At 61.1% G+C, this 23,394-nt stretch carries 20 protein-coding genes and 2 pseudogenes; 11 read left to right on the plus strand and 11 right to left on the minus strand.

Annotated features, from left to right (window positions below):
• Nucleotides 1–78 precede the first annotated feature (78 nt).
• The 6 genes from G8767_RS27155 to G8767_RS27180 all read left to right on the plus strand — a co-directional run bounded on the left by G8767_RS27155 (nt 79) and on the right by G8767_RS27180 (nt 6,107).
• Nucleotides 79–1,281 (plus strand): acyl-CoA dehydrogenase family protein, encoded by a 1,203-nt coding sequence (locus tag G8767_RS27155; RefSeq protein WP_166812839.1) that lies wholly within the window; start codon nt 79–81, stop codon nt 1,279–1,281.
• A complete protein-coding gene (locus tag G8767_RS27160) occupies nt 1,278–2,309 on the plus strand; it encodes a phosphotransferase family protein (RefSeq protein WP_166812841.1) in 1,032 nt (343 codons plus the stop codon). The genes G8767_RS27155 and G8767_RS27160 overlap by 4 nt, the downstream gene beginning before the upstream one ends.
• On the plus strand, nt 2,306–3,043 hold the full coding sequence (locus G8767_RS27165; protein ID WP_166812843.1) for an SDR family oxidoreductase: 738 nt from the start codon (nt 2,306–2,308) through the stop codon (nt 3,041–3,043). Before G8767_RS27160 ends, G8767_RS27165 begins: the two co-directional genes overlap by 4 nt.
• Nucleotides 3,044–3,086: 43 nt before the next feature.
• Nucleotides 3,087–4,286 (plus strand): acetyl-CoA C-acyltransferase, encoded by a 1,200-nt coding sequence (locus G8767_RS27170; RefSeq protein WP_166812845.1) that lies wholly within the window; start codon nt 3,087–3,089, stop codon nt 4,284–4,286.
• A 127-nt stretch (nt 4,287–4,413) separates the two neighbouring features.
• Nucleotides 4,414–5,115: a TetR/AcrR family transcriptional regulator gene (locus G8767_RS27175; RefSeq protein WP_166812847.1), complete on the plus strand. Its 702-nt coding sequence runs from the start codon at nt 4,414–4,416 to the stop codon at nt 5,113–5,115.
• Nucleotides 5,116–5,336: 221 nt separating this feature from the next.
• The gene (locus tag G8767_RS27180; RefSeq protein ID WP_166812849.1) at nt 5,337–6,107 is read left to right on the plus strand and encodes an SDR family oxidoreductase; all 771 of its coding nucleotides are present in this window, start codon (nt 5,337–5,339) and stop codon (nt 6,105–6,107) included.
• Between the two features lie 28 nt (nt 6,108–6,135).
• Here the strand turns inward: G8767_RS27180 and G8767_RS27185 are convergent, their stop codons facing one another.
• From G8767_RS27185 to G8767_RS27210, 6 genes are all read right to left on the minus strand, one after another.
• Nucleotides 6,136–7,185, minus strand: coding sequence for an alkene reductase (locus tag G8767_RS27185; protein WP_166812941.1), 1,050 nt, complete (start codon nt 7,183–7,185; stop codon nt 6,136–6,138).
• 71 nt (nt 7,186–7,256) lie between these two features.
• A complete protein-coding gene (locus G8767_RS27190; RefSeq protein WP_166812851.1) occupies nt 7,257–7,547 on the minus strand; it encodes a YciI family protein in 291 nt (96 codons plus the stop codon).
• A 153-nt stretch (nt 7,548–7,700) separates the two neighbouring features.
• Nucleotides 7,701–9,302: an AMP-binding protein gene (locus G8767_RS27195; protein WP_240952852.1), complete on the minus strand. Its 1,602-nt coding sequence runs from the start codon at nt 9,300–9,302 to the stop codon at nt 7,701–7,703.
• A gap of 125 nt (nt 9,303–9,427) precedes the next feature.
• Nucleotides 9,428–10,573 carry an acyl-CoA dehydrogenase family protein gene (locus G8767_RS27200; RefSeq protein WP_166812855.1) on the minus strand — a complete coding sequence of 382 codons (1,146 nt, stop codon included), beginning with the start codon at nt 10,571–10,573 and terminating at the stop codon, nt 9,428–9,430.
• A 125-nt stretch (nt 10,574–10,698) separates the two neighbouring features.
• Complete coding sequence (locus G8767_RS27205) at nt 10,699–11,604, minus strand: alpha/beta hydrolase (RefSeq protein WP_166812857.1); 906 nt, start codon at nt 11,602–11,604, stop codon at nt 10,699–10,701.
• Between the two features lie 27 nt (nt 11,605–11,631).
• Nucleotides 11,632–13,419, minus strand: a complete 1,788-nt coding sequence (locus tag G8767_RS27210) for an NAD(P)/FAD-dependent oxidoreductase (RefSeq protein ID WP_240952861.1) — start codon at nt 13,417–13,419, stop codon at nt 11,632–11,634.
• A gap of 194 nt (nt 13,420–13,613) precedes the next feature.
• Between G8767_RS27210 and G8767_RS27215 the strand changes: the two genes are divergently transcribed.
• Complete coding sequence (locus tag G8767_RS27215; protein WP_166812859.1) at nt 13,614–14,405, plus strand: SDR family oxidoreductase; 792 nt, start codon at nt 13,614–13,616, stop codon at nt 14,403–14,405.
• A 44-nt stretch (nt 14,406–14,449) separates the two neighbouring features.
• On the opposite strand, the gene G8767_RS27220 is transcribed toward G8767_RS27215, so the two are convergent.
• Nucleotides 14,450–15,130, minus strand: coding sequence for a TetR/AcrR family transcriptional regulator (locus tag G8767_RS27220; protein WP_346843044.1), 681 nt, complete (start codon nt 15,128–15,130; stop codon nt 14,450–14,452).
• Between the two features lie 265 nt (nt 15,131–15,395).
• Here G8767_RS27220 and G8767_RS35975 point away from each other — a divergent pair, with 265 nt between their 5' ends.
• The 3 genes from G8767_RS35975 (at nt 15,396) to acs (ending at nt 19,802) form a co-directional block, all read left to right on the plus strand.
• Complete coding sequence (locus G8767_RS35975) at nt 15,396–15,557, plus strand: hypothetical protein (RefSeq protein WP_240952853.1); 162 nt, start codon at nt 15,396–15,398, stop codon at nt 15,555–15,557.
• 847 nt (nt 15,558–16,404) lie between these two features.
• On the plus strand, nt 16,405–17,874 hold the full coding sequence (locus tag G8767_RS27230; RefSeq protein ID WP_166812863.1) for an MFS transporter: 1,470 nt from the start codon (nt 16,405–16,407) through the stop codon (nt 17,872–17,874).
• A 5-nt stretch (nt 17,875–17,879) separates the two neighbouring features.
• Complete coding sequence (acs, locus tag G8767_RS27235) at nt 17,880–19,802, plus strand: acetate--CoA ligase (RefSeq protein WP_166812865.1); 1,923 nt, start codon at nt 17,880–17,882, stop codon at nt 19,800–19,802.
• Between the two features lie 42 nt (nt 19,803–19,844).
• Here acs and G8767_RS27240 read toward each other — a convergent pair whose 3' ends face one another.
• The 3 genes from G8767_RS27240 to G8767_RS27260 all read right to left on the minus strand — a co-directional run bounded on the left by G8767_RS27240 (nt 19,845) and on the right by G8767_RS27260 (nt 21,680).
• Entirely contained in the window at nt 19,845–20,009 is a 165-nt protein-coding gene (locus G8767_RS27240) for a hypothetical protein (RefSeq protein WP_166812867.1), read from the minus strand.
• A gap of 72 nt (nt 20,010–20,081) precedes the next feature.
• Entirely contained in the window at nt 20,082–20,357 is a 276-nt protein-coding gene (locus G8767_RS27245; RefSeq protein ID WP_166812869.1) for a hypothetical protein, read from the minus strand.
• A 1,164-nt stretch (nt 20,358–21,521) separates the two neighbouring features.
• A complete protein-coding gene (locus G8767_RS27260) occupies nt 21,522–21,680 on the minus strand; it encodes a hypothetical protein (protein ID WP_166812873.1) in 159 nt (52 codons plus the stop codon).
• Between the two features lie 60 nt (nt 21,681–21,740).
• Here G8767_RS27260 and G8767_RS27265 point away from each other — a divergent pair.
• A pseudogene (locus G8767_RS27265) lies at nt 21,741–21,896 on the plus strand (IS30 family transposase); the annotation flags it as partial.
• A gap of 134 nt (nt 21,897–22,030) precedes the next feature.
• Here the strand turns inward: G8767_RS27265 and G8767_RS27270 are convergent.
• Nucleotides 22,031–23,068: pseudogene (locus G8767_RS27270) on the minus strand (transposase).
• Nucleotides 23,069–23,394 lie beyond the last annotated feature (326 nt).

The following is a 23,394-nucleotide window of genomic DNA, read 5'->3' on the forward strand; positions in this document are numbered from 1 at the left end:
GCACGTGCAATACATGTTCTCGCGCTCGCTGCGCAACAAAGGTCCAGCGAGTCGCATCCCGTTGATGGAGGTTCAACCATGACCGATTTCTCGATGTCACCCGAGGTCAGTTCACTGGTCGAGAAGACCCGAGAATTCACCCGAAGCACTGTGCTGCCTGTCGAGGATTTTCACCGCGGCGACATCGCTGCTGCGGGTGGCGACGAACTGCGCGAAAAACTGCAAGCCGCGGCCCGGGACGCCGGCGTCTTCGGTCCACACGTCCCCCTCGAGTACGGTGGACACGGTCTGAACATGGTCGAGCGCGCACCGGTCTTTGAGGAAGGCGGATACTCGCTGTTCGGTCCGGTCGCGTTGAACATTGCCGCACCCGACGAGGGCAACGTACACATGCTCGATCACATCGCGAACAAAGAGCAGAAAGAGCGCTTCCTCGCGCCACTTGCTCGCGGAGAGATGCGCTCGGCATTTGCCATGACCGAACCGGCCCCCGGAGCTGGCTCCGACCCGAGCGCGTTGACCACCCGCGCAGACAAGGTGCCCGGCGGATGGAAGATCAACGGGCACAAGTACTTCATCACCGGCGCTGAGGGAGCCGGCTTCTTCATCATCTTTGCGCGCACCGCTGGTGTCCCCGGGGACCGCGGCGGCGCCACCATGTTCATCACTCCCTCCGTAGTAGCCGGACTGACCGTTGGGCGCCACATCGAAACCCCCGACAAATCCATGATCGGTGGCCATTGCGAGGTGTTCTTCGATGACCTGTTCGTCCCCGACAGCGGCGTTCTCGGTGAGGTCGACCAGGGGTTCCGTTACGTCCAGGTCAGGCTGGGGCCGGCCCGGATGACCCATGTGATGCGGTGGCTGGGGGCCGCACGCCGCGCTCACGACATCGCTGTCGAACGCGTTGCCCATCGAGAAGCGTTCGGCGGCAAGCTCGGTGGCCTCGGCATGATTCAGCAAATGGTCGCCGACAACGAGATCGACATCGCGGCAACCCGAGCTCTGCTGATTCGTGCGTGCTGGGCACTCGATCAGGGCGAGCATGCAGGCGACGAGACCTCGATCGCGAAAACATTCGGCGCGGAGGCAGTATTCCGAATTGTCGATCGCTCGATTCAAATGTGCGGTGGCCTCGGGGTGTCCGGGGATCTGCCCCTGGCACGGCTGGCGCAAGAGGTGCGTGGTTTCCGAATCTACGACGGCGCATCGGAGGTGCACCGCTGGGCAATAGCACGGCGCGCCATCGGAGCAGCCCAGAAGGTCGGTGCATCCTCTTGAGCGACACGGAACATCGCGGACTCGACCTCCATAAATTGCGCACGTACCTGAACGACTCCGATGTGCCACTGCGAGGCGATTTGCGGGCCGAACTCATCTCGGGCGGCAAATCCAATCTGACATACTTCCTTTCCGACGACGCCTCGCGGTGGGTACTGCGCCGCCCACCTACCGCAGGGCTGACGCCGTCCGCACACGACGTCGCCCGCGAGTACACAATCACCTCGGCGCTGCAGAACACTGATGTACCCGTCGCTGGAACGGTCGTCTTGTGCGAGGACGTGTCCATCCTCGGCGCGCCGTTCACCCTGGTAGAGCGTATCGACGGCCGCGTTGTTCGGACAACAGCAGATCTCGTCGATGTCTCCGATATCGATCTCGACAAGTGTGTTGATGAGTTGGTGAGAATTCTCGGGGCGCTCCACCAGGTAGACATCGACACCGTCGGCCTCCGCCAGTTCGGTCGCCCGGACGGATACCTCACTCGCCAGGTTGCTCTGTGGGCCAAGCAATGGGAACGGGTCAAGACACGTGAGAGCACGGATCTGAGTCGTTTGCACACAGCGGTCGCCGACTCCATCCCGCAGCAATCCGAAGCGTCGATCGTGCACGGCGACTACAGAATCGACAACACCATCCTCGGTCTCGACGACGTCGGACGGGTGGCCGCGGTAGTGGATTGGGAACTGTCGACGCTCGGGGATCCGCTGTCCGATGTGGCCACGATGTGTGTCTATCGCAACCCGTCGTTCGACCTCGTCATCGGCGAGCCGGCAGCGTGGACCAGTAACCGGATGCCGTCGATAGACGATCTCGCGCAACGCTATTCACTGGCCTCGGGCCGTGACCTCGCACACTGGAACTTTTATATGGCGCTCGCCTACCTGAAACTCGCCGTCATTGCCGAAGGCATCCACCACCGTTTCTTGGTGGGCGCGACCATCGGCGACGGTTTCGACAAAGCCGGGGAGTCGGTTCCCGAGTTCATCGCTGCTGGACTCCACGCACTGAAGGGGTCATCATCATGATTCGCACAGCCTTGGTCACCGGAGCCACACGCGGCATCGGTCTTGGAATCGCCACTCGCCTTGCACAACAAGGGCACAGGCTCACCATCAACGCGCGCGATCCCGAACACCTCGACTCGGTCGCCCGGGAATTACGCGCGGCGGGAGCCGATGCAGTGGTAGCCGCCGCCGGGGACTTGGCAGACCCCGAGGCCGCCAGCAACGTCGTTATCACCCATACCGAGCATTTCGGGACGCTCGATACCCTCATTTTAAATGCCGGGTTCGGTTCGTCCGGAACCATCGACTCGTATCCGCTCAGGCGATTGAACAAGACCCTGGATATAAATCTGCGTGCCCCATTGACCATGCTTCAGCACGCGCTGCCGTCGTTGCGCGCCGCGGCAGCCTCGAATCCCGATCGGGGTAGCAAAGTTGTTGCGCTGTCGTCGATCACCGGCCTCTACGCCGAAGCCGGCCTGGCTGTCTACGGGGCAACCAAGGCTGCGTTGATCTCGTTGGTCGAGACCTTCAACGCCGAGGAGTCGGGAAACGGAGTTACGGCAACCGCCATTGCACCGGCATTCGTGGACACCGATATGGCGAATTGGGTGCACGACCGGATACCTCCTGAATCGATGATTCGGGTCAACGACATCGTCGAGATGGTGGACATGCTGCTTCGACTCTCTTCCCGCGCCGTCGTACCGAAAATCGTGGTCGGGAGATCCGGCACGACCAGCTACCACGCCTGAACGCCCACCGATCGAGCCACATCCAGAGAAGCGAGCTCAGAACATGCGAGAAGCCGTAGTCGTCTCGACAGCACGGACACCCATCGGCAAGGCCTACCGCGGCGCCTTCAATGACACTCAGGGACAGCATCTCGCTGCTCACGTGCTGACTCACGCTATCGACCGCGCCGGTGTCCACGGCGGCGAAATAGACGATGTCATCCTCGGGTGTGCAGTACAGCAAGGCAGCACCGGCGGCAATGTTGCACGGCAAGCGATACTTCGTGCGGGCTTACCTGACTCCGTTCCCGGAATGACACTCGACCGCCAGTGTTCATCGGGACTGATGGCTATCGCGACTGCGGCCAAACAAATACTCCACGATGGAATGACGATCACCGTCGGGGGCGGGGTCGAATCGATCTCACTCGCACAGAACACACACCAGAACTTCTACCGTGCGACAGATCCCTGGCTCGAAGAACACACACCGGACATCTATATGCCCATGGTGCATACCGCCGAGACAGTCGCCGATCGGTACTCCGTCAGCAGAGATCGACAAGACGAGTTTGCCTTGCTGTCCCAACAGCGAACCGCGTACGCACAGGAGCACGGCCGCTTCGACGCGGAGATCGTTCCGCTCGATTCGGTCAAAATGTTGGCTGACAAGTCATCGGGCGCTGTCGAGCGAAAGCGAGTCACGTTGACCGGAGACGAGGGCAACAGACCATCGACCACCTTAGCCGGACTGTCCGCCTTGGCACCGGTAACCCCCAACGGCTTGATCTCATCCACCTCGACAGTGACCGCCGGAAATTCCTCTCAACTCTCGGACGGCGCGTCGGCAGCGGTGCTGATGGAGGCGAACGAGGCCCAGCGACGAGGAATCGAACCGCTCGGTGTCTACCGCGGTATCGCCGTCGCCGGATGCAAACCGGATGAAATGGGAATCGGGCCTGTGCTGGCCATCCCGAAACTGCTCGATTTGCACGGCCTTTCCGTCGACGACATCGGGTTGTGGGAACTCAACGAAGCCTTCGCCTCTCAGGCGGTGTATTGCCGCGATCGACTAGGCATCGACCCCGACTTGTACAACGTCGACGGCGGCGCTATTTCCGTCGGGCATCCCTATGGAATGACCGGCGCTCGTTTGGTCGGTCACGCTCTCATCGAGGGTAGGCGCAGGAACGCGCGCTACGTTGTTGTATCGATGTGCGTCGGTGGCGGCATGGGGGCAGCCGGATTGTTCGAGATCGTCTGAACGACCCCCTCTTTGTGGTCCTGCCCCGACTATCGACACCCTAGGATCGACAGCAGCATTCACACCGGCCCACCCCGCCCGTCGACGCCGATTATGACACCCACGGGCCGCGAACCGAAGGAGCTCAGTGGCACGTCGAATCGGCTCTCCCCCGCTACCGTCGCCCATCGTCAGCCGTAGGCAGTCGACGTCGTCGGTTCAAACGCCGTCCACAGCTCGCGGCCGACGTACCCGTTCGGCGTTGATCCATGCTGCACGTGAAACGTTCGAGCAGATGGGCTTTCGAGATGCCCGCATCTCGGACATCGCCGCCCAGGCAGGTACGTCCTACGGGGTGTTCTACCACTACTTCAAGACGAAAGAAGAGATTCTCGGAGAAATCTTTACCGTCATCACCGGTGAAATGTTCACTGCCTCCAGGCCTTCCGTCGATGTCGCGTCAGATCCCTACAGCCGAATCCTGGAAGCCAATCGAACCTATCTGGCCGTCGCCAGGCGCAACGCTCGATTGATTGCGGTCATCGAGGAAATGGCTATCAGAGAGCCGTACTTTCGAGACTTGAAACTTCAGATACGCGAGCCGTTCCTGAGAAGGAACGCAGCGGGTATCCGATCCTTGCAGTCACGCGGAATCGCAGACCCTGACCTCGACGCAGATCTCACAGCGAGCATTCTGGGTGGGATGGTCGAAAACTTCACGCTCCTGTGGTTCGTGCACGGTGTCGAATACGACGAAGAGAGTGCTGTCACCACGTTGACAAAGCTCTGGGCGCGCGCAATCGGAGTCTCACCCTCCACCGACGCGAGCACGTCGGCATCGCAGACCTGATTCGCCTCGCCCTAGACCGATCCGAGGGGTACGAGTCGAGCGAGTACTCCGAGGGCTCGTCCGCGTTGAAACTTGACTGTTTAGTCATAATATTCGCGATGGATTATCCAATCTGTCTACTCTCCGCATGTCAGCTTGCAACCTCTGACAAAAATAGTTGATTTTTCTGTCAGGTTGATCGTAGAGTTGGCCTTACATTGACTGATCGAGAGGCGTGCGTCATGGATCTCAGCGAATCTTCCGCCATTGTCACCGGAGGCGCTTCCGGCCTTGGTGAGGCAACAGCCAGGTTGCTGGCGCACCATGGGGCTCGGGTGGTCATTCTCGACCTCCAAACCGATCGGGGGGAGGCGGTGGCCGGCGACATCGGCGGCCGCTTCTGCCGAGCTGACGTCACGGACGAGCGCTCCGTCGCGGCCGCAGTCGAGACCGCGGTGACGATGGGCCCTCTACGAGCATTGGTCAACGCTGCCGGCTTCGGCCAAGAGCGCCGGACCGTATCTGCCAACTTCGACCCGTTGCCGCTCGATTTCTTCGCGAGAGAAGTTCAGGTCAATCTCATCGGGGCCTACAACTGCGCTCGACTCGCTGCCGCGGCCATGGCGAAGTCCGAACCGACGTCCGATGGAGCGACGCGTGGGTCGATCCTGCACACGGCCTCTATTGCAGCCTTCGAGGGGCAGGTCGGACAGACACCGTACGCTGCAGCCAAAGGAGGCGTAGTCGGAATGACGTTGCCGATGGCGCGGGATCTCGCCGAATTCGGCATTCGAGTCAACTCGATCGCGCCAGGATTGTTCGATACGCCGATCTTCGACTCCTTGCCGCAAGGCGACGCCTACAAGAACAGGTTGGCGAGAAGTGCGGTCTATCCCAAGCGTGCCGGGTACGCCCAGGAATTCGCCCGACTGGCACACGAGGTGTTGACAAACGACTACATGAACGGCGAGACCGTTCGTTTGGACGGAGGCATGAGAATGCCCGCACGGTGATCGTGCGGGCCTCGTTCTCGGCGTCCACTCAACGACGCGGATAGTCGACGTACCCCTCGGGACCGCCAACGTAAAAGGTCTGGGGGCGTGGAACATTCAACTTACATCCGTAGCGCCACCGCTCGACGAGGTCAGGGTTGGCTATCGCAGCGCGACCGACAGCTACTGCATCGGCACCCGCGAAGAGAAGCATGTCACAGGCATCGGACAGCGTTGTGACCGAAGTGAATCCATTGTTCAGAACGAGTGGTCCTGCAAAACGGTGACGCAGTCCCTGGACCAGTCTTCCTTCTGGATCATCGTGCAAAATCGACAGATACGCCAGGCCCGCGCGACTCACGTGATCGACGAGCGTTCCGTAGGTTTCCACCACATCGGCCGGATCCACCTCAAGCGTTCCCTGCACGTCGTGCCCCGGTGAGATACGGAGTCCCACCCGGCCTGGGCCGATTGCACATCCGACGGCGTCGATAACCTCCTCGACCAGTCGGGCTCGATTTCGCGGTGAGCCGCCATATCTGTCCGTGCGCTGGTTGGAGTTCGGCGCGAGGAATTGGTGAAGCAGATATCCGTTTGCCGCGTGGATCTCCACCCCGTCCAAACCCGCGGCCACGGCCCGCTTTGCCGCCCTGGCGAACTGATCAGCAATACCCGCCGCCGCCCCCGTTGTCAGTGCCGCAGGCACAGGAAAGCGTTCCTTACCCGCCTCGGTTCGCGCGGTACCAGGGGCCGCTATCGCACTCGGTGCCTGTACCTCACGGCCTCCCGTTATGCCCGGATGCGTGAGACGGCCCGCGTGCATCAACTGCACCACGATCTTTCCACCGGAATCATGGACGGCCGACGCAACCCGAGCCCAGGCGGCCTGATGGACATCGTCGACCAAACCTGGCTGCCCCAAGTAGCCGCGCGACGCCTCGGTGGGAAAAGTGCCCTCCGATACGATCAGCCCCATACTGGCGCGCTGGGCGTAGTACTGCGCAACGATTTCCCCCGGCCGGCCATCCGGCTCGGCGCGCAGCCGCGTCGAAGGAGCCATGATCACGCGATTGCCCACGGGGATTTCACCGATTTTCATCGGCTGAAAAAGGCCGTTCGATCCGTCGGACACGAATGTTCTCATTACTCTGTCTGTCGTCGAGAACCGACTTATTTCTCCAACAGTCCATCGACCGACGCCATCGAAACGGCGAACGTCATCATCTCGTACTCGCCGACGAGGCCGGCACGGACGAACGGGTCTTGCTGCATCAGCGCGCGGAGGTCATCTTCGGAAATCCCGCGAGCGACGACGACCCCGCCGATCGAGGATTTTCGGGGGCCAGCGGCGACGAATGTTCCCTCGTCGAATCCTTGCTTGATAAACGCAAGGTGCTCTGTGATCAGGCTCTTGTCCTCGTCGGCGAGGCGACGCGAATACGTACTGTGGGCAACAATCATGGCAATCGACCTTCTCGTCGTGCTGGCGCGCCAGCACCCTGGCTATTGTATTAGGTTGCGTTGGAGCAACATCGGCTCAACATCGAGGCCGGGCGCCGGTTGACGCGACGCCCGGCGCACCTACGAGCTTCTTGTTGAACCGATTCCGCCCGATCAGATGCGGAAGCTGTCGCGCAACACAGCTTTCTGGATCTTGCCTGTAGCTGTTTTCGGCAGACCCGACACCACATCGATTCGCTTCGGAACCTGGAATCCGGCGAGGTGCTGCTTGCAATGAGCCAGCAGACGACCGGCGAGGTCCTCGGCGTCCATATCGGGATCGACCGGTACGACGACACCGGTGACAGATTCGCCCCAACGGTCGTCCGGGACGCCGATCACGGCGGCTTCGAGGACGTCGTGGCAGCTCAGCAATACACGCTCCACCTCGACGGAGGAGACGTTCTCACCGCCGGTCTTGACGATGTCTTTGACACGATCGGTGAACCAGATCACGCCGTCTTCATCGACATACCCGACGTCGCCGCTGTGGAACCATCCGTGCTCGAATGCCGCTGCATTCGCGGGCGAGTTGTTCCAGTAGCCCGACATGACATGCGGGCCTCGGTAGACGATTTCACCGGTTTCGCCTGCAGGAAGTAGCCGACCCGAATGGTCCATGATCTGGGCATCGACCGTGACAACCGGGGGACCCCACGACGCAGACTTCGTTTTCTGGTGCGATGGGAATTGGAACACCGTGGCTGGAACGACCTCCGTCTGGCCTGAACCCAACAGGATCTTCGCGTTGGGGAACGCCGCGGCAAGTAGGGCGATTCGCTCTTCCGGCATCGGGGCCATGGCATAGATGCACATACGTACCGACGACAAATTTCGCGTCGCCAGACTCGGCGAGTCGAGCACCGCGCTGAACATGGTGGGCAGCAGCATGACGTGTGTAGCGGCGCGACTCTCGGCCAGATCCAAGAACGACTCCGCCTCGAAACCCGCTGGGAGAAGAACAGTTCCGCCGGTCAGCAGAATCGGCAACGTCAGAGTGTCCAACGCCGTTGTGTGGAACAGAGGCAGTACGACGGGAAAGACGCTGAACTCGTCGCCGCGGCGATGCTCGAGTTGTAAAGCGTTGCTCATCAGCGCGACGTATACGGACACATGGCTCGTCAGTACGCCTTTGGGGCGTGCCGTTGTTCCCGAGGTGTAGAGGCAGTGCATCGTGTCGCGATCGTCCACGACCACTTCGAGAGGGCTGGGGTCGGCCGCGACGTCGTCCCAGCGAACGACCTCGCGACCACAGATAGTGGATGGAACTTCGTCACCGATGAGCACGATTCTCGTGACCGCAGGCACGGACGACAGCGCTGCTTCCAACAACGGAACGTAGGCCGAATCGACTACGACCGTCGTGGTGCCCGAGTCCTGCAGGATCCACGCGACGTCGTCGGTCGAGAGCATGAGATTCATCGGCAACGCAACGATTCCGGCCTTTGCACAGCCGAAGAAGCTGGCCAGGAAGCGCCAGGAGTTGCCGAGCAGAAAGGCTACTGGCTCCTGGCGGCGGACACCGGAATCGAGCAATCCACGGCCGAAGGCTGCGGCTGCGCTGTCGAGTTGGGAGTAGGTCACTTCCTCGTGGGAATCGGCGACAGCCGTTCGACGCCCGAACAGGCGGGCACTGCGAGTCAGGAGGTCGCCTACCGACATCCGCGTGGCGAGGTTCATGTCCAACTGACCTACCTGAGAAACATCAGGACGCATGAGTACCGCCTTCATTCTGAACTATGTTCGCCTGCTTCATCATTCCACTCACGTCTGTAAAAATACGATTTTGGTTCGAACATCGGTCATATTCACCAGCAGAATCGGGCTCGACGCATCACTCGTCATGCAATCAGTCCGTCCCTGCGGGCGAGCACCTGAAGCATGACCTCGTCAGCTCCCCCACCGATGGAATGGAGTCGACTGTCGCGCAGGAAACGAGCGGTCCACGTCTCCTCCATATAGCCCATGCCGCCATGGAACTGGAGGCAGACGTCGGCAACTTCTCGCGCGAGTCGACCCGCCATGAGCTTGGCTACGGTCGCTTGTCGGATGATGTCCTCGCCAGCTATGTATGCGTCGGCCGACTGATAGTTGTGCGACTGCAGCACATCGACTTTCGCGGCGAGTTCCGTCAGGCGAAAGGCGATGTACTGATTGTCGGCAAGAGACTTCCCGAACGCTTTTCGCTCCCGAACGAATTCACGGGTTCGTTCCAGAGCCCATTGGCAAGCCCCCACGACGCCGTATGCGCCGAACATCCGCTCGATCACGAACTGCGCCATCTGCTGTTGGAATCCACGCCCGATCTCGCCGATTGTATTGCTCACCGGTACGCGGACATTTTCGAAGTAGAGCTCAGCTGTATCGGACGACCGGTTCCCCAGTTTGTCCAGCTTCTTGGAGACGGAAAAACCCGGGGTCTTCGTCTCGACGATGATCTGACTCATACCGCGGTAGCCGCCCTCATCAGAAGTGCGGGCCAGCAGGCACAGCCAGTCGGCCTGGGTTCCGTTGGTGATGTACAGCTTGCTTCCGTTGATGACCCAGTCGTTGCCGTCCCGAACAGCACGAGTTCGGATACCGGCGACATCGGACCCAGCAGCCGCCTCGGTCACCGCGACCGAGCAGACCTGAGTTCCTGCAATAGCCGGGGCAAGGTATCGACGCTTGAGGTCATCAGTACCGAACTCAGCGAGAGAGGGTGTCGCCATCATGGCCTGCACTCCTATCGCAAGGGGCACCCCCGCTGCGCCTGCGCGATAGAGTTCCTCGCACAGAACCACAGTGAAGGAGTGTTCAGCGCCCTGGCCGCCGTACTCCGGGTCGTATTCGAGGCCCAACAGACCGAGGTCACCGAGTTTGGGAAACAGTTCGTGGGCCGGGAAGGAGCCCGCCTTCTCCCACTCGTCGAGATGGGGAGCGATGTCCCGTTCGACGACATCACGGACCATCTTGCGGAACGCGTCGTGCTCAGATGTGAATTGCATAATGATCCCTCAGAGTTTTCGAATGTGAGCTGTGGATGTCTGGGTGACGCGGACCCATCAAGACGATCAAGCTGCCAGGTCAGCCACGAAAGCGGTGACACCCACAGATGTGGGTGTCACCGAGCTCAGCGACTGAGCCGGGCTTTCAACCATTCCCCGGCGTTGTTAATGGTCTCGTCCGCTTCTTTGGATCGGCCAGCCATGAATACGTAAACGTGTTGCTGCCCGGGCTGCTCCTCCAATGTCGCCTCGACGCCGGCTTCACGAGCCTGCTCGACGATGCGCTGCGCATTGTCCAACAAGGTCTCCGCGTCACCCACGGACGCGAAAAGCGGCGGCAGACCGGTGAGATCGGCGTAAAGCGGATTCGCCAGCGCGGTAGTGGGTCCGGTCTCGCCCAAATACATGCCTGCCATCATCCCGCTGACCTCGGGCGAAATCAGGGCATCACTGTCGGCGTTGGTCTTCATCGTCTCACCGGAAACTTCCATGTCGAGCCACGGTGAGAACGCGACGATCGCCGCCGGCAGCGGTTCACCGAGCTCTCGCAGCTGAAGCACCGTGCTGATGGACAGGTTGCCGCCGGCCGAGTCCCCCGCGACAGCTGTCGATCCCGGCGCGTAACCCTGATCGCGCAACCAACGGTGCACGGTGATCAGATCCTCGATCTGCGCCGGGAACGGATTCTCAGGAGCCAATCGGTAGTCCGGCACGATCGCGCGGGTTCCAGCAGCTTTGGCCAGGTGTGCGGCGAGCTTTCGGTGACTGGCCGACGAGCCGGTGACGCAGCCTCCTCCGTGTGCGTACACGATCACGCGATCGGTCTGTGCACCCGCCGGCGTGATCAAAATAGCGTGGACGCCGTCGGCGTCGACGTCCTCGTACGTGACATTGGCGGGCTCGGCTGCAAGAACCGCAACACCTTCGAGCATGTCCCTGAGGGTAGGAAGATCCATCGGCGGCTCGGCGGCCATCCGGACCCCCATCTGGCTGTAGAGGTCGTAGAGAGCGTTCGGCTGAGCTATTCCCATGATGCAGGCTCCTTCAGTGAATCGGACTTAGTTGTTGATGGCGACAGGGCGTGCGGGCTCGAAGACATACGAGTCGTACCCGCCAAGCGCGACCTGCTCGCACGCCTCTCGAAAAGCACCGACTCCACCGAAGTAGAACAGCGCTGCCCTCGGCTTGCCCGGTATGTTGTCGCCGAGGAACCAGGAATGCGGGCCCTGCGACAGAACCGTCGCGTCGACGATGGCGTTGACGGTTTGACGCCAAATTTCGACTGATGCCGCAGTCGGCTCCATGGTCGCGACATCCTTGTCGCGCATGAACCGGATTGCATTACCGATCCACTCCGCGACACCGTCGATGACCACTGGAATGTTCGCGAACGGTGTCTGCGGACCACCGATCATGAACATATTGGGGAATCCCTCGACGCTGATGCCGAGTTGAGTGCGCGGGCCGTCGGTCCAGGCGTCGGCCAACGTCCTGCCGTCTCGGCCTTTGATGTCGAGACCCTTGTAGCTACCGGTCACCGCGTCGAACCCGGTGGCGAAGACGATGATGTCGACCTCGTATTCGCGGTCGCCGACTCTGACACCATTCTCGGTGATACCGGTGATCGCAGTCTCGCTGACGTCCACGAGATTGACGTTGTCGCGGTTGAAAGTTTCGTAATAGAAATGACCTAGCGGGGGGCGCTTGCCCGCAAAGGGGTACCCGTCCGGGCAGAGCAGGTCTGCGGTCTGGGGGTCCTTGACGATGGATCGAATTTTGTCGCGAACGAAGTTTGCGACGACCTCGTTGGACTTCTCATCGACCATAATGTCGTCGAACGTCTCGAAGACGAAATGGAATCCGCCGATCTCCCATCCCCACTCCAGGATCTTCTGAGCCTCGTCCGGGGTCACGTCGTTGATTGTTCGCCCTGCGAGGTCCATCGGGAAGCCGAAGAAATGCTTCCTGCTCTTTTCCCAGATTCCGTCGTAGTTCGCGCGGATACCCTGTCGCTCCTCCGCAGTGAGCGTGTAATTGCGGGCTGGGAGAACAAAGTTCGGCGTCCGCTGGAATACGGTCACCTCGGCGCTCGTGTGGGCGACGATAGGTATCAGTTGCACGCCGGTGGCACCGGTGCCGATTACTGCGACCCTCTTGCCTGAGAAATCGACCCCCTCGTGTGGCCAGCGTCCGGTCACGTGCCATTCCCCGCGGAAGTCGTCCAGGCCGGCGAAGTCCGGCTTGTAGGGCACCGATAGTGGACCGGCGGCCGGGACGAAGTACGTGCACCGGAACGTATCGCCGGTATTCGTGCGGACGATCCACTCGGTGCGCTGCTCGTCGTACTCGGCTGACGTGACTCGGGTCTCGAACTGAATATTTCGACGCATATCGAGGCGGTCGGCGACAAAGTTCAAGTAACCGAGAGCCTCGGATTGCGTTGGGAATCGTTCGGTCCAGTCCCATTCGTCCTGGATCTCCGGGAACGGGAATGCGTACACCCAGCTTTCGCTGTCGGTACGGGCACCGGGATAGCGATTCCAGAACCACGTGCCACCTACGTTGTCGGCCGCCTCGATGACGATCGACGAGAGGCCGAGGCCGCGCATCTCGTGCAGGGCGCGCAGTCCTCCGAACCCCGCCCCGACGATGACGGCGTCGACCGTTGTCTCTGCGTTGTTCGACGTTCGATCGCCGTTCTCTGAGCCCGCTGGTCTCGTCCCATGGTCCACAGTCATGGCTGGTTGCTCCTGTTCTGCCGCGCACACATCGTGGCGCTGGCCGCTGGTGAATCGGGTGCCACCGATCTCGCCGAGCATCTGTGCAGCTTTGGCGGTGACGACCATCACATCGCATCACTAACATGACTGCTTTGTCAATATCTACGGGAAATTCTCATGGAGCCACAAGCTCGACAAAGTCCACACGCTGGGCAACACTCGCGGTCTCGCACCAACGCAACTCGGTTCGATTATTGACTCTTATGTCGACTGTGGAAGTGTCTGTACTCAGCCAACTCGTACAAACTTGGAGATGCCTTATGCCCACAGAGCCCCAGCCGAACCCCTTGGCAGGTAAATCCGTCGTCGTCACCGGGGCTGCAGGTGGAATCGGTCGTGCGTTGGCAGTGAGACTTGCCGCTGCCGGCGCAAACATCACCGTCAACGATCTCGACGCTGCGGGCGCACACGCAGTAGCGCTCGAGATAGGTGGAATTGCAGTGACAGCCGACTGCGCGTCGGAAGACGGGATCGCAGCACTGTTAGGCGGTGCGACTCGGGAATACGGTCAGGTCGACGTATTCATCGCAAATGCCGGAGTTTCTGGCGTCGGCGATATAGATGCGTCTGAGGAGGACTGGCGATTGGCACTGGATGTCAACGTCATGGCACACGTTCGAGCTGCTCGCCTGCTGGTCCCCTTGTGGCTCAACAACGGAGGCGGCCGGTTTGTCATCACCGCCTCGGCCGCCGGGTTGCTCACCATGCCCGGGGCGGCGCCCTACGCTGCATCGAAGCACGCCGCGGTCGCGTTCGCCGAATGGCTGTCCATGACGTATCGTCACCGCGGCATCCTGGTGCAGGCTATCTGCCCACAAGCAGTGCGAACCCAAATGCTGGGAGGACTGGGCGCGCTCGCGGAGGTCGCTGAACGCACAGGCACTCTGAGCCCGGAAGAGGTCGCCGAGCAGGCGTATCAGGGAATTCTAGACAACCGATTCCTTATTCTGCCCCACCCCGACGTGCATCGCTTCTACATAAACCGTGCGACCGATACCGACCGCTGGCTCGGTGCCATGAATTCGCTCGTGCACTCGAACCCCGATATCTGACCACTCGCCCGTGGAGCGCGCGGACCAATCGCGCCGAACAAGCGTCAGTCGTGTGAATCAGGATCAAGCCCGATACCGCGCGCCCACAGCCGTGTGAGCGTATCCACGGTCAGATCTTCTACAAACGAGTCACCGAATAGAAAGGCATGGCGCGCGGCCTGTTCCGCCATACCGCCCAAGCTCGCAGCGGCCCGTTCGGCGTCCAACTTCGGGTCGGCAAGCCCCTGATCTTGGAGACGCCGGATGCCGATCGTAATTCGGTCCACGAAAACCGCACGTATCTGCGCCAGCAGGTCGTGGAAGTAGGGATCGCGAAACGACGCCTCTTCGATGGCTCTGAGAACACCAGCGTTGCGCGCGTAGGCTGCGAAGTATCGAGTGTTCGCTGCTCGGATGCGTTCGACCGGCGATCCGCCGTCACCCAACCCCGAACGTGTGGCCTGAAACAGGTCTCCCATCGCAGCATTGACGACCTCGCGGAAAATCGCGTGTTTCGAGTCGAAGTACGTGTAGAAAGTACCGTGGGCCATGGCCGCTCGCCGCGGTATGTCAGCGATCTTGGTGGAGTGAAAGCCCTGTTCCTCGAATACTTCGCGTGCTGCGTGCACCAAAGCGTTACGCGTGCGTCGGCCGCGGGGAGTTGTCGGTTGGGCCACCGCTGTGTCCGGTGGCAGGACGGAAGGCTCTGCGGCGCGGCGCGAAGAGTTCGATAACGGAGTGACCACGCATTCAGGTTCGCACACCACAGCCCGATGTGGGCAACTTGACCTCGCACAGCGAGCGACAGCGCACGAAACGTCACGTCGACCCGCCGAAATCGATTGAGCACACCCGATGGCGCATTCGAATCTGGAGTTCGTGCCGAATCTCGCTCGCTCCACCCCGAAAATTTCCTCGACTGACACTTCCGATGGACAGCGGAAGACTCGTGGAACGAGGCGGCCGAGTCCGCCCGGAGCAAATTCGGTCCCGTTATATAGCTTGTGAACAATGCGGGCGTCGAGTTTGCCAGCACCGCTCCACGAGGTGACCTCCGAGCAGTTCGACTGGATCATCGGCGTCAACCTGAAAGGGCGCTTCCTGGGAATAATGGCCGTAATCCCGGACATGATCGCGGTTCGATCGTCAATATCGGATCTGCCGCAGGGCTGATCGGCTACGAGAATTTCTCCGTCTACTGCTCGACGAAAGCCGACATCAACGGCCCGACCATGACCGCAGCAATCGACTACGGCAAGTACGGCGTGCGCGTCAACGCCATCCACCGGGCGCCGTCATGCTGCGCCAGGCGATGGAGTCGAACGTAGACGCCGCAAAAACAATCAATGACTCGGTCGTTACCAGAGCGTTCCACGTATGAGGGAACCTGATGAGATCTCACAGGCTGTCGTGTTCTTGGTAAGCAACGATTCCAGTTTCATCACCGGGAGCAACTTGCCGTGCAAGATGACTCTCTAGTCAGTAAAAATTGAGAACGTGGATTCCAAGCAATTCATCGCCCCAGCGTTCGGTGCACTGTCTGGCCTAGACCAGCAATGGCAAACCCCACGATCACGCTGCGGCGAACGTCGACGGTAGAGACCGTCAATTTGAGGGTTGATTACCCAGCACCGGTTTGCACCTATCGCCGACTTTCCGATCCAGGGAGCTGAGACTGCCCCACCGACAACCACACGAAGTCGAGAAGATTGAAAGTGGACGCAGAAACGACTGAGAAGGGTTTCAACAAGCGCTGAATTCTTGACTTATATGTCAAGTGAAGCTACTTTACACCCCTGTACAGATACGGCTGATCTCGTCCTACAGTGATCCCAGCGAGCCTCCCGAGCACGTGCCCGACCGAGGCTGCGACCTCGGCCCGACAACCTCGACGGATTTCGCGGAGATCGGTGCGTACACCTTGCTGCGCTCACCCCATGCACATGATCGCCCATGGGGTCATCCCTTCAAGTTCAACTCTCCTTCATCGAGTTCCTCAGGCAGAAAGTCGAGCCGGGTAATGACTACCTCGGAGTACACGCTCACAGAACGATTGAACCGCATTCCGGTTCTCACGAAGCGCCATAAGATTTGGGGCGCGATCATCGCCGGTCTGCTGGTGTTCGAGATGGCGGACCTGAACGCCTTTGCCTATGTCGCCCCGACGCTACGTGCGCAGTGGGGGCTGTCGGTCGATGTCGTCGCGCTCATCAGCGCAAGTGCCTTTCTCGGAATGTCGCTCGGCGCAGTGGTCGGCGGAATTCTCGCTGATCGCTTCGGTCGCAAACGCTTGTTGGTGTGGGGAACGGTTTTCTACTCGGTTCTGTCGATACTGTCCGCGACATCCACCGGCCCCATGCAACTCGCGGCGTACAGATTCTTCATCGGAGCGGGCCTGTACGCCGTGACAGTTGCGGCACTGGCCTACGTTGCCGAGATGTTCCCACGGAATCATCGAGGCAAGGTGCAGTCACTGTTGTTGGCTGTCGCGTTGCTGGGAATCCCGTTGATGTCCTGGCTGAGTCGCTGGGTCGTGCCGATGGGCGACAATGGATGGCGCTGGGTGTTCGTCGCCGGCGGCAGCGGGTTGATCGTCGCGCTGGTTGCCTCACGATTGTTGCCGGAATCGGTTCGATGGATCGAGCAACATCCCGGCGTAGCGGTCGACGCGCGAAGCGCAGACATCGTCGACGCCATCGAACGCCAGTCGGTTCGGATCACAGGGGCCGAACTTCCCGCTCCGGTCACCGCGCAGGCAGTTCCAGCCGGTACCGCCCGCGACCTGGTGCGCAGTGGCTATCTCAAGCGAGCGGTGGTCATGTCTCTGACGCTCGCCTTCGCGACCTCTGCGTTCTACGGCTACAACTCATGGATGCCGATTCTTCTCACCGAGCACGGATTCAGCACCGGCAGCAGCTTGACCTACACCTCAATCCTCGCCGTCGCAGCCTGCCCTGGAGCGCTTCTCGCGTTTCTGTTCATCGAACGGGTTGAACGTCGTACCGCCATCATGGTCATTTATCTGTTGACGGCGGTACTGCTAGTAGTGTTCGGCACCACCGATTCCAACGTGGTCTTCGCTGTGTCCGGAGTCGCTATCAGCCTGTTGCTCTACTGCAACACTGCGGTCATTTATACCTATATTCCTGAAATCTTCCCAACTCAGTTGCGCGCCTTGGGGACAGGAATTCCGAGTAGCGTCGGACGGCTCGCCACAGTCGTCTGCATGTTCGCAATCGGCGCAATCCTCGGCCAATTGGGCTTCACCTCAGTGTTCGTATTCTTGGCCGCGGCGTCCGGCCTCGCCGCGGTCACCATCGGAGTTTTCGGAGAACGCACCAAAGGACGGACACTCGAGGACATCTCCGCGATCAACGGCGTCTCGACACGCACCGTGCGGCGGAGGCTGGCGGGGCGACGCGCTGATCCTGCATGCCCCGAGAGGGACATGAACAGTAATGCGGCCCCTCGACCCGTCCTTCGAAAGTGAATCCTATGTGCCCCTTTCCCGATTCTCACTCGCCGACAGACGAGTTCGCAGCACAGGCGAACGCAACGGCGGATCTGTACGCCGATGCCGACAAGGATCGCCTGGCTTTCTGGGCGAATCAGGCTGAGCGCCTGCACTGGCACCAGAAATGGACCGACGTCCTCGACTGGACCGACGCCCCCGTCGCCAAGTGGTTCGTCGGCGGAAAACTCAACGTCGCCTACAACTGCGTCGACCGCCACGTCCTCGCCGGCAACGGCGACCGCGTCGCCATTCACTTCGAAGGCGAACCCGGCGACTCCCGCGACCTGACCTACAACGACCTCCTCGCCGAAGTCAGCCGCGCCGCAAACACTTTCACCGACCTCGGCCTCGTCGCCGGTGACCGCGTCGCGATCTACATGCCGATGATCCCCGAAGCGATCGTCACCATGCTCGCCTGCGCCCGCCTCGGCCTGACCCACTCGGTCGTCTTCGCCGGATTCTCCGCCACCGCCCTACGCTCGCGCATCGACGACGCCCAAGCCAAGCTCGTCGTCACCGTCGACGGCCAGTGGCGACGCGGCGCCGCAGCACCCATCAAAACAGCGGTCGACGAATCCGTCGCCGGCGCCGACTCCGTCCAGAACGTGTTGGTGGTCAACCGGACCGGCATCGACGTCGAGTGGACCGACGGCCGCGACCTGTGGTGGCACGAGACCGTCGCGGCGGCCTCGCCCGAGCACGAAGCGCAGGCCTTCGACGCCGAACATCCCCTGTTCATCCTCTACACCTCCGGCACCACCGGAAAGCCCAAGGGCATCATCCACACCTCCGGCGGCTACCTCACCCAGGCGTCGTACACCCACCACAACGTCTTCGATCACAAAGCGGGACAAGACGTCTACTGGTGCACCGCCGACATCGGCTGGGTCACCGGACACTCCTACATCGTCTACGGACCCCTCTCCAACGGTGTCACCCAGGTCGTCTACGAAGGCACCCCCAACTCCCCGAACGAGCACCGCCACTTCGACATCATCGAGAAGTACGGCGTCTCCATCTACTACACCGCCCCCACCCTCGTGCGGACGTTCATGAAGTGGGGCCGGGAAATCCCCGACGCCCACGACCTGTCCTCGATCCGTTTGCTCGGATCTGTGGGCGAGCCCATCAACCCCGAAGCGTGGCGCTGGTTCCGCGACGTCATCGGCGGCAACAAAGCCCCCATCGTCGACACCTGGTGGCAGACCGAAACCGGTGCGATCATGATCTCCCCGCTGCCCGGTATCACCGCCACCAAGCCCGGATCCGCGATGGCACCGCTGCCCGGTATCTCCGCGAAGATCGTCGACGACGACGCCAAGCCCCTCGGCCCCGGCGGCAACGGTTACCTCGTCCTCGACGAGCCGTGGCCGGCGATGCTCCGCGGCATCTGGGGCGACATGGACCGCTACCGCGACACCTACTGGTCCCGCTACGCCGAAGAAGGCTGGTACTTCGCCGGTGACGGCGCCAAGTACGACGACGACGGCGCCCTCTGGGTCCTCGGCCGCGTCGACGACGTCATGAACGTCTCCGGTCACCGCATCTCCACCTCCGAAGTGGAATCGGCACTGGTCAACCATCACGGAGTCGCCGAAGCTGCCGTCGTCGGTGCCGCGGACGAGACCACCGGACAGGGCATCGTCGCGTTCGTCATCCTGCGCGAAGGCGTCGAGAACACCGGTGAGGTTCTGATCGCCGAGCTCAAGGCTCAGGTCTCCACCGACATCAGCCCCATCGCCAAGCCTCGTCAGATCACGATCGTGCCGGAACTGCCGAAAACCCGATCCGGCAAGATCATGCGCCGACTCCTGCGCGACGTCGCCGAAGGCCGCGACCTCGGAGACACCTCAACCCTGGTCGACCCCAAGGTATTCGACGCGCTCAGCACTGTGCAGACGTAGTGAGCGGGCGGCATCCTCTACTACTTGGATCAGACAGTACCGTCAGGCAACCGGCACGAGAATGTACAGCTTCGCCGGAAACGGGTACTTGCCGGGGGCATCCACGCTGGACTCAATGATTGCGGAGTCAGCGTCCTCGTCGACGCTGACGATCGTGAACACCGAGACGCCTTCGGTCCCGATTCTTACTTGGTCGCCCTGCTGCACGAAATTCTCCTATGCCGAGATGCCGATGACTGTCCATCTTCTCAGCTGCTCGCCGACGAATTTCCGCCTGTCTCATTCCACGACGTCGAGGTGAAGGGGTTCGCGAGATTCGCCGGTATCGCGGCGATCGGGGTCGACAGGTAGTCCGCAGAGTGGGCGTTCTGCATCGCCCGCGATGTCGCTGCCGTCGATCCAGCCAGTCGGGTCGACTTGGTTCCTGCCGCCACCATCCGTGTTCGATTTCCCTGCACCTGAGAACAAGTCACGGGCGCGTGCCCCTGCCCCGTTCCACAGGGAGAGGCCGGGGTTGCCACCGACACAGCCTCCGGCGATCGCCCCGATCGACACGGGCGTCTCCGAACCCTCCACGAGGGTCGTGGGCCAGAAGTCCTCGGTGGCCGCATGTGTGGCGGGGAGAGGGATCGCGGAGGATGGGCACCGGCGGTGGTCGCCCCCGATTTCCAACCAGATCAGCCGCGGCGCCTTTCGGCGTCGCCACCGTCGTTCGGCCGGGTCGTTGAATCCGCGCGTTGTCGAGGCACGTGCCTTTGCGGGACATTGACTGGGTGAGCCCTGCTTCGCGCAACGTGTCCCTCCAGAGGGTGTGACGGTACTGAAATCCTTGGTCGGAGTGCACAAGTGGTTTTTCGCCAGCGTTGAGGGTGTCGATTGCCATGCGGAGGCTGTCGGTGACCATCTTCACGCTCGGAGAGGGCCCGGCCGTCACTGAGATGATTCGGTTGTCATGGAGATCGAGGATGGGCGAAAGGTAGACCTTGGAACTGCCGATGTTGAACTCGGTTACGTCCGTTGCCCATGTGGTGTGCGCCGTCTCTGCCGCGAACTGGCGGTTCAACACGTTCTCGGCTGCCTCGCCGACTTCTCCTCGGAAGGAGTTGTACCGTTTGCGACGACGCACCAGGCATTGCAGTCCGAGGGTGCGCATCAATGTGAGCACGGTTTTCTTCGACACCCTCCGTCCCTGCCGTCGAAGGATAGCGAGGATGCGTCGGTGCCCGTAGGCGCCCTTCGCATCTTCGAAGGTTTCACGAATGGCTCCTTTGAGCTCAGCATGGCGGTCCGCGCGACGGAGTCGATTCCGATGGTCATAGAACGTCGATTTGGGGAGGTGCGCGATCTCCCAGTAAGAGTGCCAGCGGAAATTGCGCCTTGAGATCGTCGACAGCTTGAACTTTCAGCGTCGTTCCTGCGACCTCAAGGCCCGCAATTTTCCCAAGTACGCGACTTCGGCGCGAAGTCGTTCGTTCTCGGTGCGCAGTGTCTCGAGCTCGCTTTTCGGAGGGGAATCCCCGCGATCGGTTGGAGGCCTGCCGCGCCTCTTCGGGCGTAACCCGTCCTCACCGTCGCGTCGGTAGATGACAGTCCAGTTCGCTACCATTGTGGGCGAGGGTAAGTCGCACTCTTCGGCCAGAGCCCTTCCGGACTCTCCGTTGACGTGGCGACGCACGATCTCGAGTTTGGTCTCGAAGTCGTACTGTCTTCGGTCTCTCGTCACCAGCGCACCTGCTCCCCGTAGTTGCCATCGTTGATACAACATTTGGACAGGGCGAGGTCAAGCGAAATGGCCACGGACTTGGCCGTGTAGCCCTGCTCGAACAGTTCGAGCGCCGACACGGCGTCGGTGTGGCTTAACGTGCTTTTCGAGTACATCTGACTACTCCCTGAAGAAGGATACCTAGATTCGGTGTCCAACTTTTGGGGTCCATTCCATTACTGCGCCAGTACTTTCCCAAAGGAATTGATCTGTCCGTCCACGGCGCAGCCGACCTCGAACATGTCGCCCAACAACTCAACGGCCGGCCACGCGAAACGCTCGACTGGGATACCCCAGCCGAACGCCTGCGTGATCTACTGACTACCAACTAAACCGACCTCGTGTTGCGATGACCGGTTGAAACCGCCACCTCTCTCGGGTGCATCAATGCCTGAAGTAAAACAAACGAATTCCGGAAAACTCGGGGTACATCATCTCCGGACTCGCCGGGATGCTTCTATATCTGTCAAGACACCAAGATTGGGTGTGCAGTGGCGAGTGTCCGGAACAGCTGCCGGGTGACGTAACGCTTGAGGGATCGCATGATCTCCTTGGTTGTGCGACCTTCGGTTCGTCGACGTTCGACATAGGCGCGAGTTTGGGGATCAACCCGCATCCTCACGACGGATGATGGTGGTCAGTGCTCTGTTCAGACGGCGGTCACCGCCGCGATTGAGCCTGTAGCGCACCGTGTTACCTGATGAAGCCGGGACCGGGCAGGTCCCGGCGAGCGAGGCGAACGCAGCCTGTCGAACGCACCCGACCTGCATGTGACCACGCGATCAGGACAGTCGCTGCAAACCACCGCGCCGACCCCGACCGCGGCAGTGAAGTTCTGGCGCATTGGTCGCCGCCAATGCTTAGAGAGACTTCGATTGTCAATCAGCTCTTCAGTCGAGCGCCCGAATCCTCTTGGCTAGTCGCACGACCTCTGCTCGGCACGTCGCAGTGGTGGCGTCCTCGGACCGAGATCGCCACGTTGCGATCTCCCTTATCTGACTGTATGTCACTGATTTTCGTGCATCTACGCCAAGTTCGACGGTACGAACCAGAGCCGTCAACGCATTGACCGCCCGCGTCCGTTCGCACGTCATCTGCTCACGAGCGACCACGAGAGATGCGCATCGCCACTCGCGATCCATCCGCACGTGGTCGGCGCAGTCGATCGATGTCGACGGACAGAACCGACCGGGCGATCCGAGCGGCGTCGAGATCGTCGGTCTTACCGACTCCTCTCCGATCCGCCGAACCCATCACGGAGGGTTCGGCTACCGGGAGTCCCGCCGCAAGAACGCGCTCGGAGAGTCCGGCTCCGTAGGAGCCGATGCCTTCGATGACGACGAGGGCGGCTTGTTGACCTGCTCTGTGCGGTAATCCACGTGCGGGCCCGATCGAGACCCGCTGGACTTGCTGGAAAACTTGCTTTGTCCTGCACAGCACCGGTTACAGCGGCCACAACACACAGCGCATGGGCGGCAGCGTGGGTATCTACACCGATGACGATCTCGTAATTATCTACGGGCGATAGGCATAGCGACGGATGTCCTTTCCGATGGGCGACGTCGTTGTCGCCCGTCAGCCCGGAAAGAGCACTTCGAGGCAGGCCTGTAACGGGCCACGACCTCGCGGCAACGGGGTCGGGCAGGCTTCTAATCAAGCCACCGAAGCAGGACCGGACCTTCCGTCGCCGCCACAACAGAGTGGACAAACCCCGGCCAGTGCATCCGAAAAAGAGCAAAGCGATTCATGAGTCACACGGCGTTGTAGCGACGACACCTATCCTGCCAGCCAGCCCCGGGCCGGCCACTACAAACACTTACATGCGATTCA

This window comes from Rhodococcus sp. IC4_135 (assembly GCF_011602025.1).
Lineage (GTDB): Bacteria > Actinomycetota > Actinomycetes > Mycobacteriales > Mycobacteriaceae > Rhodococcus_F > Rhodococcus_F baikonurensis.